Genomic DNA, 11,942 nt, shown 5'->3' with positions numbered 1-11,942 from the left:
AATTCACCGGCATCAGTGCGTACAATGCAAAATGCGCAATGACATATAAATAATTATATTTGGCGTTGATAAGCACAAATATTGCTCATCTTTTAATTTATGACACTTCTACCTGTAGAAATAGCCCAAAAGTATGAATTAGTTGTTGGATTAGAGGTTCATGCACAGCTATCTACTTTAAGCAAATCTTTCTCGTCCGACTCGGCAGCCTTTGGCGCCGAACCTAATCATCATATCAGCGCCATATCCCTCGGTCATCCCGGTACTTTACCGCGTATTAACAAACGCATGGTAGAATATGCCGTTAAAATGGGGCTGGCCTGTAATTGTACCATCAATTTAAAAAACAGTTTTGCGCGTAAAAATTATTTTTATGCCGATTTGCCTAAAGGCTACCAGATCACCCAGGACCATGAGCCGATCTGTTTGGGTGGCACGGTAGACGTAAAGCTGGCAAACGGTACCGTCAAAACACTGGCCATCCACCATATCCATATGGAAGAAGATGCCGGTAAGAGCATGCATGATAATCATCATGAAGACTCATTGATAGACCTGAACAGGGCAGGGGTGCCGCTGATCGAGATCGTTTCACAACCGGATATGCGCAGTGCGGAAGAGGCCGGGCAATTTTTAACCGAGATCCGCAAGTTGTTGCGGTACCTGGATATCTGCGATGGTAATATGGAAGAAGGCAGTATGCGTTGCGATGCCAATATTTCCGTTCGCCTGCACGGCGCCGCTGAATATGGCAACCGCTGCGAGGTAAAAAACCTTAATTCAATCCGCAACGTACAACGTGCTATAGAACATGAATTTGCGCGCCAGGTAAAAGTTATTGAAGCGGGCGGGCGCATAGACCAAAATACCTTAAACTTTAATGCCGATACCGGCGAAACGTCGGTACTGCGTTCAAAAGAAATGGCTAACGATTACCGTTATTTCCCCGAGCCCGATTTAATGCCGCTGGTGTTGGATAACGCTTATGTCGAAAATATCCGCAATTCATTACCCGTATTACCCGGTCAGCTTTACCAAAAATATTTAGCCCTGGGGCTGTCAGATTATGATGCTTCGGTAATTACTGCGGATAAAGAAGTGGCCTTATACTTTGAAGAGCTGATAAAACATACGGCCAATTATAAAGCCGCCGCACACTTAATGATGGGTGCCGTTAAATCATACCTGAATGAAACCGGCCTGCATATTACCGGTTTAAATATAGAACCGGTTAATCTGGCCGGCTTAATTAAGCTGGTGGATGACGGTTCAATCAATAATACCGTTGCTGCACATAAGTTATTTCCGGCTATGCTAAAATCGCCCGGCAAAACTGCTGATCTGCTTGCGGCCGAATTGAACTTATTGATCACTACCGATAGCAATGATGTAAGCAAATATATCCAGGATGCCATTGCCAAGTATCCCGATAAGGTCAGAGAATACCAAAAAGGCAAGAAAGGCGTTTTGGGTCTGTTTATGGGCGAGATCATGAAAAGCTCAAAAGGGAAGATCGATCCGCAGGCCACCAATCAATTATTAATCAAAGAATTAGAGTCAAAATGAAATTACGTTCAATAGTTTATAGCGCGGTCGCTTTTATCCTGGTATTGGCTTCATGTAAAGATGAATCTGTATTTAAATTATCAGGTACAGTTAAAAATCCAGATAAAATAAAGAAGGTTTACCTGTTGGTGGCAGATAGCGTACAAATAAGCGTTATTGACTCGACAGCATTAAGCAGCGATGGTAAATTTGAATTTAAACATCCTGCGCCGTATGCCAATTTATATAAACTGCGGATAGGCGGAGCCGTTTATGACCTGATCGCCAAAAATGGTGATGCCATTGAATTTTCAACCGACCAGGCTGATAAAGTGCACAGCTATGAAGTTAAAGGATCAGAAAATTCTGAAAAAATACAGGAGTTTAATAAGTTAAGCAATTACTGGGGCGAAAAAAACGGCAAAATAGTTGAAGAATACCAGGGCAGGGTAGAGAAACTGGGCAAAGAATCAGACTCGCTCGTTGCTATCTACCGGCCGTTGTTTTTGAAAAACATGGAGGATTATGCAACTGCTGTTTTGAAATTTGTTAATGATAACAAAACATCGCTAGCTGCATTTTACGCCATGTCATCATTAGAGCCCATGAAATATGAGCAGCCAATGGTGGCCTATGCCGATGAGTTAAAAGATAAAAACCTGTTTGATGATAACCCGGCTGTACAACGGTTCATCCACCAGATGATGGAGATTAAGCCAACCTCAATCGGTCATAAAGCGCCTGATTTTACAACAGCGGGCCTTGACGGTAAACCGGTTGGCCTATCAAACTACAAAGGTAAATATGTGATGCTTGATTTTTGGGCATCATGGTGCACCCCCTGCCGTGCCGAAAACCCTAACGTAGTTAAAGCTTACGCCGCATTTAAGGATAAAGGATTTAATATATTGGGCATATCGCTTGATGTAGCAAAGGGCGACTGGCAAAAGGCTATACTTGCTGACAAATTAACCTGGGCACATGCGTCAGACCTGCAAAGATTTGACGGACCGACCGAACGCCTGTATCATATAGAAGCGATACCTGCCAACTTTATTATTGATCCGCAGGGAGTTATCATAGCCAAGAACATTACCGGCGCTGCTCTTGAAGACTTTTTAAACAAAACGTTTAATAAGCCTGAATAATATGTTAAGATAAAGTACTACTTAACAATTTGTTAATATTATATTTACTGTAAGCTTTTTTTAAGTACATACTTTTATAACAAAATTAGAATCGTTCATGAGCAACTCTACAAAACAAAAGATACTGATAGTTGACGATGAGCCGGATATTTTGGAGCTTATTGAGTATAACTTGAAAAAAGAAGGCTACCAGGTATTTCTGGCCCGCAATGGCCAGGAGGCTGTAACCGAAGCTAAAAGATCATTACCCGACCTTATCGTGCTTGATATTATGATGCCTAAAATGGATGGCATCGAGGCCTGCCGTATAATGCGCACCATGCCCGAGTTTAAAAACACCTTTATGGTATTTTTAACAGCAAGGAGCGAAGAGTACTCGGAAATAGCCGGCTTTAACGTTGGCGCTGATGATTATATAGCGAAGCCGATAAAACCGCGTGCCCTGGTGAGCCGTATCAACGCTATACTGCGCAGAAATGCACCGGCCGAAGACATCAGCGATAACAAACTAGAAATAGGCGACCTGGTGATTGACCGTGAGGCTTACCTGGTTTTTAAAAAGGGCGAAAAAGTTGTTTTGGCCAAAAAGGAGTTTGAGTTGCTGTATCTGCTGGCATCTAAACCCGGCAAAGTTTATACCCGCGAGGTGATCCTTAAAAATATCTGGGAAGATTCGGTGGTAGTAACCAACCGTACCATAGACGTACACATCCGTAAACTGCGCGAAAAATTAGGAGACGATATTGTAGCCACCGTAAAAGGCGTAGGCTATAAATTTGAAGCATAAAACCAAAGGCCCCATAACCGGGGCCTTTGTTGTTTTGTAAGATTTAAATTACAATACCGGTTTTTTCTTTGCAGCAGCAGTTGCTGTTTTGGCTTTAGCGGTAACCGCCTTAGCTTTGGTATCGGCTTTGGCTTTTACGTCGGCCGCTGCGGTTTTTGCTTTTGCGGTAATGTCTTTCACTTTGGCATCGGCTTTAGTTTTAACATCAGCAGCTTTCGCTTTCACTTCTTTTACTTTGGTATCGGCTTTAGCCTTAACATCCTTAACAGCGGTTTTTGCTTTGGCGGTTGTGCTTGCGGCTTTGGCTTTTACGGCTGTTTTAGCGGCAGTCACCTTTTTAGCTGCCGCCTTTTTAGCCGGGGCCGCTTTTTTGGTGATGTCATCATATTTATCTTCGGCTGCTTCTTTTATATCTTCGGCTTTGTCTTTGGTACCGTCCCAAAGCTCTTCAATGGTTTCTTTCACCTTCTCGAAAAATCCCTTTTCTTCAGGTTTGGTTGGTTGTTTACTCATGGTGTTTATAGTTAGATTGAATAATATGTTTTACAAAATACAATAACCGCACCAACGGTGGTTTGTTTGCATTTACATAGCTATTGCAACATGCCAGGCTCATAAATGCTTAAAAAACCGTACTTTTACCGCCTATTATTTAATACATGAAGATTCCAAAGTTTGCCGACCTCGTCTTGTTTGAAGATGATGACCTGATTGTGATTAACAAGCCTGCCTTTATAAGCTCGCTTGATGAACGGGAGGGTGGCGAGATCAATATACTGCGTATGGCGAAAGATTATTCGGACGACGCCCAGATATGTCACCGGCTTGATAAAGAGACCTCAGGCGCCTTAATAGTGGCTAAGAACCCCGAAGCCTACCGGGCTGTATCAATGCAGTTTGAGAGACGCCAGGTTAACAAAGTATACCACGCGGTAATTGACGGTACGCATGTATTTGATAAACTATTGGTTGACCTCCCGATATTGAACGTTGGCAAAGGCAATGTAACCATCAGCAGGCAGGAGGGCAAACGTGCCGAGACCTGGTTCCAGTCGTTAAGATTTTTCAAACATTATACTTTGGTTGAGTGCCGCCCGGTAACCGGCCGCATGCACCAGATCCGGATACATTTGGCCACACAACGGGCCTCAATAGCCGGCGACGAGATGTATAAGGGTAAGCCGGTGTTCCTGTCGGCCATCAAACGTAAATATCATTTAGGCAAGGATCAGGAAGAGCTGCCCATCATGAAAAGGTTTGCGCTGCATGCTTACGAGGTTACCTTCAAGAAAATGGATGGCACACCAATCACCATTCATGCGCCGTATCCAAAGGATTTTGAAACCTTGCTGAAGTTGCTGGAGAAGTTTGATTCGTAATTCAGTTTTGAGTGATAGATTTAACCCCATTACTAAAAATTAAAACTCAACACTCACCACTCAACACTCACCACTCAATACTCACAACTCATCACACTACTTAATCATCACCCCCGGTTTATTAACCACGGGCAGCTTAATAAAGTTGGTATCAATAATACTTTCGGGCAGGAAGATGAATTTCTTATCGTAGATCTGGGTGCCGATGTAATAACTAACCCAGTACTCATTGTTCAAGCCAAACGTCTGCTCGTCAATCATCTCAATTTGCTGGTACGAACCATTGGCTACAACCGGGAACATGTGGCGCAGGGTAGATGTTTTAACCTGCTCGCCATTCTTTTCGCCGTAGCCCTTAGAGGTGACCAGCACATTTTCAATAGGCTCTTTTTTAAGATTGATCAGGTATACGTGCCAGGTTTTGCTCTCGGCGCTTTCTTTTTCTAAAGCTACCGCTACCGCAATATCAGTTACATTATTTTCGGGGAGGTCTTTTATCATTTTAGTGGTGTATGTTGTAAGTTACAGGTTGTAGGTTGTAAGTTAGATTCATACAACTCATAACTTACAACCTACAACACAACCTTGCAACCGTTACTTTTTCTTTGCAAATTTCTTACCGCCTTTTTTGGGCGCTTTGGCATCGGCTGCTGCCAAGGCTTTACATTGTTCAAATGTCAGCGTCAGCGGGTCGGTTATATCCTTGGGGATCTTAACATTTTGTTTACCAAATTCAATATAGGGCCCCCAACGTCCGTTTAATACTTTAACGGTCGGGTCCTCATCAAAGGCTTTGATCAGCTTTTCGGCGTCTTTTTTTCGTTTTTCCTCAATTAAAGTGATAGCCTGCTCTTCGGTTACGTCATGCGGGTCAATCTCTTTGGGTAACGATACAAACGCGCTGTTATGGCTGATATACGGGCCAAACCTGCCTATGGCAACCTTCATGGGTTTACCTTCATACTCGCCTATAACTTTAGGCAGTTTAAAAAGCTCAAGCGCTTCGTCAAGCGTGATGGTTTCTATGCTTTGCCCGCTGCGCAGGCTGGCATATAACGGTTTGTAGTCTTTATTATCATCGCTGGCATTTTCGCCTACCTGTACAAAAGGGCCGTAACGGCCGATGCGTACAGATACTTTTTCGCCTTTTTCAGGATGCACACCAAGATCACGGATCCCGGTAGCTTTATCAGCAGTTTCAATGGTGCTTTGTACATCAGCATGGAAAGGCTTATAAAAGTTGCCTATCATCGTCGTCCATTCTTCCAGTCCCGCAGCTATTTCGTCAAACTGTTTCTCAACCTTAGCCGTAAAATTAAAATCGACAATCCCTTTAAAATGCTGTACCAGGAAATCATTTACAACAGCGCCTATATCCGTGGGGAACAGCTTGCCGCGCTCGGCACCGGTGTTTTCCAGGCGCTCTTCCTTAACTATATTTTTATCTTTCAGCGTTAATACCCTGAATTTTCTTTGCTTGCCTTCGCGTTCCTCTTTAACCACATAGCCGCGGTTTTGGATCGTTGATATGGTAGGGGCGTAGGTAGACGGACGGCCTATGCCCAATTCTTCTAATTTTTTAACCAGGCTGGCTTCGGTATACCTTGCCGGCGGGCGGGAGAAGCGCTCGGTAGCTGCCATTTCTTCCAGGTCCAGCCGCTGTCCTGTTGTTAAAGGCGGCAGCATGGTGTTCTCGCCATCCTGCTGGGTGTCATCTTCGTCGTCGTCAGATTCCAGGTAAACTTTCAGGAAACCGTCAAACTTCATTACCTCGCCATTGGCGGTCAGTTCTTCTTTACGTGTTGATATACTGATCTTTGCAGTGGTTTTCTCAAACTGGGCTTCACTCATTTGCGAAGCTATGGCACGTTTCCAGATCAGCTCGTAAAGGCGTTTTTCGCTGCCGTCGCCTTCAATGGTATGGTTGCTAAAATACGTGGGGCGTATCGCTTCGTGAGCCTCCTGCGCGCCCGCGCTTTTAGTTTTATATTTTCTATGCTGATGGTATTTATCGCCGTAGGCGGATATAATTTCCTGCGAGGCGGCGGCCAGAGCGGTCTCTGATAAATTTACCGAGTCGGTACGCATATAAGTAATGTGGCCCGCCTCATATAATTTTTGTGCGATCTGCATCGTCCGCGAAACAGAATAACCTAATTTACGGCTGGCTTCCTGTTGCAGGGTAGACGTGGTAAATGGTGCCGCCGGCGATCGTTTTGCCGGTTTGGTTTCAAGCGACCTGACGTTAAAATCGGCGCCAATGCAATCGGTCAGAAATTGCTCTGCATCTTCCTGCCTGCTGTAACGCTCGGGCAATTCGGCCTTAAACGCTTGTTTGCCTTTACCAAAAATGGCCACAATTTTAAATGCAGCTTCTGACTGGAACTTATTGATCTCGCGCTCGCGTTCAACAATTATACGTACTGCAACCGATTGAACACGACCGGCAGATAAGGATGGCTTAACCTTTTTCCATAAAACCGGCGAAAGTTCAAAACCTACCAGCCTGTCTAAAACCCGGCGCGCCTGCTGTGCATTTACCAGGTTATAATCTATTTTGCGCGGGTTATCTATAGCCGCCATAATGGCCGGTTTAGTTATCTCGTGGAAAACGATCCGTTTGGTGGTTGCGTCTTTTAAATTTAAGGTATCAAACAAATGCCATGATATGGCTTCTCCTTCGCGGTCCTCGTCCGATGCAAGCCAAACCATGTCGGCTTCTTTAGCCAGCTTCTTTAACTCGCTAACTATTTGCTTCTTATCGGCCGGAACCTCGTATTTTTGTTCGAAATTATTGGCTATATCAATGGCGTCTTCAGACTTAACCAGATCACGGATATGGCCGTAACTCGACTTCACTGTAAAGTCTTTGCCCAGGTATCCCTCAATGGTTTTAGCTTTCGCCGGAGATTCAACTATTAGTAGATTTTTAGCCATTTAATACAGTTATTTTTTGCAAATAAAGGATAAAGTATGCGAAACGCAAACTTTGTGCAGAGTTTAATTTATTTATCAATACCGGAATTGTAATTGCAGAAAGGCCGGAAATGGCTCATTACATCAAAAACCCGCCGCCCAAAAGATCGTTACCCTCATAAAACACAGCCGACTGGCCCGGCGCTATGCCTGACACCATATGCGTAAAATCAACTTTCATATGGTCACCCATTTGAACGATAGTGCTTTCGGCACCGGCATCTTTATATCTTATTTTGGTAATAGCGTTTAGCGGTTCGGTAATGCTGGCGTATTTAACCAGGTTTAAGTTTTTAACCCAGGCTTGTTTCTTTTGCAGTTCGTCCTCGGTACCTAAAACTACGGTATTGGTAACGGGGTCAATATGGGTAACAAACATGGGATGGCCCAATGCGATGCCCAATCCACGGCGTTGCCCTATGGTATAGAATGGATAACCCTGGTGTTTGCCGACAATAGTGCCATCTGTTAACGTAAAGTTACCGCCGGCTACACGCTGCTCCAGGTCCTCTACTTTATGCCTTAAAAAGGCCCGGTAGTCGTTATCAGGTACGAAGCAGATCTCATAGCTTTCGCTTTTGCCGGCCAGTTCTATCTGGCCCATATCCATGGCCATTTGCCTGATCTCGGGCTTGGAGAAACTTCCTAACGGAAATTTGGTACGCGCCAGGTTTTCCTGCGATACGCCCCAAAGCACATAAGACTGGTCTTTGTTTTCGTCCTTGCCTTTTGAGATCACATACCTGCCATTATCCTGTAAGCGGATATTGGCGTAATGCCCTGTGGCGATGTGTTCACAATCTAACTTATCCGCACGTTTTAATAAGGCTTCCCATTTTATATGGGTGTTACAAAGTACACAGGGGTTGGGGGTACGGCCGGCCAGGTATTCGTCAACAAAGTTATCAATTACAAAATCGCCAAACTCATTGCGGATATCTAATATATAATGCGGGAAACCATAGCCGACAGCAAGTGCCCGGGCATCATTGATACTGTCCAGGCTGCAGCAACCTGTTTCTTTTGAACTACCGCCTGCCGACGCATAGTCCCAGGTTTTCATGGTAAGGCCTATTACTTCATAGCCCTGCTCATGCAGCATCACTGCCGCTACCGAACTATCAACGCCACCACTCATCGCCACTAAAATCCTTCCGTGCTTACTCATATTGGCGGCAAAGATACGGCTTTCAATTTTATCGTTGTAAAATTCAACCGTCAATTAAGCGTAAAGATAATTGATTAACAACGGGTGTTAAACCCAACGGCAAATCCCGCCGTCCCGCCCTCCAAAATGATCAATTGTTCACAACAAAACTTATTGTTTGTTTTAAATTTCATTCCTTTTTTTAATTACAAGTCATAAAAAGGTGCCCGGGGATTAATTTTTACTTCATTTAAGATTGATTTTGATTTTTTTCGGGATAAGAAAAAACAACTTACTGGTCTGTTTAATTAGCATTTTGTTAAGTAATAAATGTTTAAACGGTCAATTATAAACCCATCATAACCTAATTATTAAAAAAACAATAAAAATGAATTAAACTATTGTAAAAATGCGGTTACTATTTTAATTTGCTTAACCTAATTTAATAAAGATGAAGACAATAGCCCGCTTATCAATAGAGCAAAAACTGCAAGCTGTAATTTTATTTATTATCTGCGTTTTGGCAGTTATTAATTACATAAAATTTTAAGTGTCATTGGCTTATCCTAAAAAGATAAGCCAATGTAAGTCTATATTCGAATTTGCCCGTCGCCCTTAACCAGCCATTTATAGCTGGTTAATTCCTGTAAACCCATCGGCCCGCGGGCATGTAGTTTTTGTGTGCTTATCCCTATTTCTGCTCCCAGCCCAAATTGTGCGCCATCCGTAAACGCGGTTGAGGCATTAACATAAACCGCAGCTGCATCAACCCTGTTTAAAAAAGTCTGCATGTTATCGGCATTTTCTGTTATGATGGCCTCGCTGTGTTTTGAGCTGTGTGTGGCGATATGATCCAGGGCCTGTTCAAACGTATCCACCGTTTTTATGGCCATTTTCATGGATAAAAATTCTGTGCCAAAATGTTCCGGGCCAGCTTTATGCAATAGTTCAGCAGGGTAGTGGTGCTGCAATGCCGCATATGCATCGGCATCCGCATAAATTGTTACGCCGGCGTCGCCTAATGGTTTGGCTATTTGTGGCAGATCAGCCAGGCGGGCCGAATGGATAATTGCGCAATCCAAAGCATTACATACACTAACCCGGCGTGTTTTTGAATTAAAGATGATATCGGTGCCTTTTTTCAGATCGGCAAATTCATCAAAATAAATATGTACAATACCCGCACCGGTTTCAATAACCGGCACTTTGCTGTTTTTGCGCACGCTATTGATCAGTCCCTGGCTGCCGCGGGGGATAATTACATCCACAAAACCAACCGCCTGCATTAACGCTTCGGCGGCTTCGCGCTCCCTGGGTAATAGTACGGCAACATTAACATCAATATTATGCTTTGCCAATACCTGATGAATGACAGCGATAATAGCCTGGTTAGAATATACCGCATCGCTGCCACCTTTTAAAATACAAACATTGCCTGTTTTAAAGCATAAGGAAAATACATCAAAAGTAACATTTGGCCTGGCCTCGTAAATTACGCCAACCACACCCAGCGGCACACTTATTTTTGAGATATTTAACCCGTTTGGCATTGTTTTGTCTGACAGGATATGGCCCAAAGGATTTTCCAAGCGGGATACGTTAATAATATCATCAGCAATACTTTTAATACGATCGACGGTAAGTTTTAGCCGGTCGTAGTTTGGATTGGCCGGATCCATCCGGTCAAGGTCCTTTTTATTCTCGGCTAACAGCTGATCGGTTTGCGCAACAGTTTCAGTAGCCAGGTCGGTTAAAACCAGGTTAATGGCATCAGGCGATAGGTTTAAATTCCTGGCAGCCAACCGGGCGCTTTCAAAATAGGCGGTATAATCCATGGCAGTTAGCTTAATAAATAAAGATAATCATAATGCACCAGTGGCTTCTGGTTTTTTTGGCCGATGCTTTCTTTGGCTTTATCAGCGCCATATTCGGCTATCCCTAAGCCGATAACCTCATTTTGGTCATCCACTAATTTAATGATCTCGCCTTTTTTGAAATCGGTTAATATATTTACTATCCCAACGGGCAGCAAACTGGTTGCTTTGTTTGATAATAGCGCGGTTTTAGCACCGGTATTAACCTGAACAACACCTGTAGCCGATTTTTCTGAATGCGCTATCCATTTCTTTTTTTCAGAGGCTGTTTTATTGGGCACAAAGCGGGTGTGTGGCGCGGTATTGTTAAGCACGTTAAGCAGGATATCATCTTTGGTGCCGTTGGCGATATGGACTGCGATACCCAGTTTTGCTGTTTTTTGGGCCATGTGCGATTTGGTGATCATCCCGCCGCGCCCGAATTGCGACTTGCCGGAAGTAACAAAGGATGCAAAATCAATACCGGTATCGGCCACTTCGGTAATGATAGCCGAGCCTTTATCATTGGGATCGCCGTTATATATGCCGTTAACGTTGGTTAATATAATAAGCGCCTGCGCATTTAACATAGACGCGATAAGCCCGGCCAGTTCGTCATTATCGGTAAACATCAGCTCCGTTACCGATACGACATCGTTTTCATTTACTATGGGGATAACCTGGTGCTGTAATAGGATCTCCAGGCAATTTTTCATATTTAAATAATGTTGACGGCCCTTGAAGTCGTCAGTAGTTACCAGTACCTGCGCGCAAAGCGAATTATGCTTTTCAAATAAGCCGGCATAAGTGTTGATCAGTTTAACCTGGCCGATGGCTGCAAGTAGCTGGCGGGCTGCAATAGCATCGTATTTATCTGATACGGTGATTAAGCTCCTGCCGGCAGCAACCGCTCCTGAGGATACCAGTATTACATCAATGCCCTGCTTTTTAATGGCGGCAATTTGCTCCACCAGTTTGCTGATCCGTTCAAGGTCGGGGAGGCTGTTGCTTTGCGTTAGTACGTTCGACCCAATTTTTATTACAATCCGTTTGTAGTTAAACGCCATTAGTATAGGATATAAATTATGCAAATATTGCCATTATTAA

General features: G+C 43.8%; 10 protein-coding genes. 4 read left to right on the top strand and 6 right to left on the bottom strand.

Translation table 11 applies throughout. The features are described 5' to 3' along the window. Nucleotides 1-99 precede the first annotated feature (99 nt). The 3 genes from gatB (at nucleotide 100) to LJ658_RS14760 (ending at nucleotide 3,480) form a co-directional block, all read left to right on the top strand. Entirely contained in the window at nucleotides 100-1,566 is a 1,467-nt protein-coding gene (gatB, locus tag LJ658_RS14770) for an Asp-tRNA(Asn)/Glu-tRNA(Gln) amidotransferase subunit GatB (RefSeq protein ID WP_230547294.1), read from the top strand. Then, on the top strand, nucleotides 1,563-2,693 hold the full coding sequence (locus LJ658_RS14765; protein ID WP_230547293.1) for a TlpA disulfide reductase family protein: 1,131 nt from the start codon (nucleotides 1,563-1,565) through the stop codon (nucleotides 2,691-2,693). Before gatB ends, LJ658_RS14765 begins: the two co-directional genes overlap by 4 nt. A gap of 97 nt (nucleotides 2,694-2,790) precedes the next feature. Next, nucleotides 2,791-3,480 (top strand): response regulator transcription factor, encoded by a 690-nt coding sequence (locus LJ658_RS14760; protein ID WP_230547292.1) that lies wholly within the window; start codon nucleotides 2,791-2,793, stop codon nucleotides 3,478-3,480. A gap of 48 nt (nucleotides 3,481-3,528) precedes the next feature. Here LJ658_RS14760 and LJ658_RS14755 read toward each other — a convergent pair whose 3' ends face one another. Next, on the bottom strand, nucleotides 3,529-3,993 hold the full coding sequence (locus tag LJ658_RS14755; protein ID WP_230547291.1) for a hypothetical protein: 465 nt from the start codon (nucleotides 3,991-3,993) through the stop codon (nucleotides 3,529-3,531). 146 nt (nucleotides 3,994-4,139) lie between these two features. On the opposite strand from LJ658_RS14755, the gene LJ658_RS14750 reads away from it, so the two are divergent. After that, on the top strand, nucleotides 4,140-4,859 hold the full coding sequence (locus LJ658_RS14750) for an RluA family pseudouridine synthase (RefSeq protein WP_230547290.1): 720 nt from the start codon (nucleotides 4,140-4,142) through the stop codon (nucleotides 4,857-4,859). A 96-nt stretch (nucleotides 4,860-4,955) separates the two neighbouring features. On the opposite strand, the gene LJ658_RS14745 is transcribed toward LJ658_RS14750, so the two are convergent. The 5 genes from LJ658_RS14745 to proB form a co-directional block, all read right to left on the bottom strand. Then, entirely contained in the window at nucleotides 4,956-5,360 is a 405-nt protein-coding gene (locus LJ658_RS14745; protein ID WP_230547289.1) for a hypothetical protein, read from the bottom strand. Between the two features lie 93 nt (nucleotides 5,361-5,453). Further along, complete coding sequence (topA, locus tag LJ658_RS14740) at nucleotides 5,454-7,796, bottom strand: type I DNA topoisomerase (protein ID WP_230547288.1); 2,343 nt, start codon at nucleotides 7,794-7,796, stop codon at nucleotides 5,454-5,456. A 118-nt stretch (nucleotides 7,797-7,914) separates the two neighbouring features. Then, complete coding sequence (gene mnmA, locus LJ658_RS14735; RefSeq protein WP_230547462.1) at nucleotides 7,915-9,003, bottom strand: tRNA 2-thiouridine(34) synthase MnmA; 1,089 nt, start codon at nucleotides 9,001-9,003, stop codon at nucleotides 7,915-7,917. Nucleotides 9,004-9,572: 569 nt separating this feature from the next. Next, entirely contained in the window at nucleotides 9,573-10,817 is a 1,245-nt protein-coding gene (locus tag LJ658_RS14730; protein WP_230547287.1) for a glutamate-5-semialdehyde dehydrogenase, read from the bottom strand. 5 nt (nucleotides 10,818-10,822) lie between these two features. Then, nucleotides 10,823-11,902, bottom strand: a complete 1,080-nt coding sequence (gene proB / locus LJ658_RS14725; protein WP_230547286.1) for a glutamate 5-kinase — start codon at nucleotides 11,900-11,902, stop codon at nucleotides 10,823-10,825. Nucleotides 11,903-11,942: the final 40 nt, after the last annotated feature.

The organism is Mucilaginibacter sp. UR6-11, assembly GCF_020880695.1.
In the GTDB taxonomy this organism is placed as follows: Bacteria; Bacteroidota; Bacteroidia; order Sphingobacteriales; family Sphingobacteriaceae; genus Mucilaginibacter.
Note: the sequence above shows the minus strand (reverse complement) of the source record. Positions and strands in the feature narration are given on the sequence as shown.

Bases quoted from the DNA above. Each gene is read 5' to 3' on its own strand.
- gatB (WP_230547294.1), top strand. From the start codon at position 100: ATGACACTTCTACCTGTAGAAATAGCCCAAAAGTATGAATTAGTTGTT.
- LJ658_RS14765 (WP_230547293.1), top strand. From the start codon at position 1,563: ATGAAATTACGTTCAATAGTTTATAGCGCGGTCGCTTTTATCCTGGTA.
- LJ658_RS14760 (WP_230547292.1), top strand. From the start codon at position 2,791: ATGAGCAACTCTACAAAACAAAAGATACTGATAGTTGACGATGAGCCG.
- LJ658_RS14755 (WP_230547291.1), bottom strand. From the start codon at position 3,993: ATGAGTAAACAACCAACCAAACCTGAAGAAAAGGGATTTTTCGAGAAG.
- LJ658_RS14750 (WP_230547290.1), top strand. From the start codon at position 4,140: ATGAAGATTCCAAAGTTTGCCGACCTCGTCTTGTTTGAAGATGATGAC.
- LJ658_RS14745 (WP_230547289.1), bottom strand. From the start codon at position 5,360: ATGATAAAAGACCTCCCCGAAAATAATGTAACTGATATTGCGGTAGCG.
- topA (WP_230547288.1), bottom strand. From the start codon at position 7,796: ATGGCTAAAAATCTACTAATAGTTGAATCTCCGGCGAAAGCTAAAACC.
- mnmA (WP_230547462.1), bottom strand. From the start codon at position 9,003: ATGAGTAAGCACGGAAGGATTTTAGTGGCGATGAGTGGTGGCGTTGAT.
- LJ658_RS14730 (WP_230547287.1), bottom strand. From the start codon at position 10,817: ATGGATTATACCGCCTATTTTGAAAGCGCCCGGTTGGCTGCCAGGAAT.
- proB (WP_230547286.1), bottom strand. From the start codon at position 11,902: ATGGCGTTTAACTACAAACGGATTGTAATAAAAATTGGGTCGAACGTA.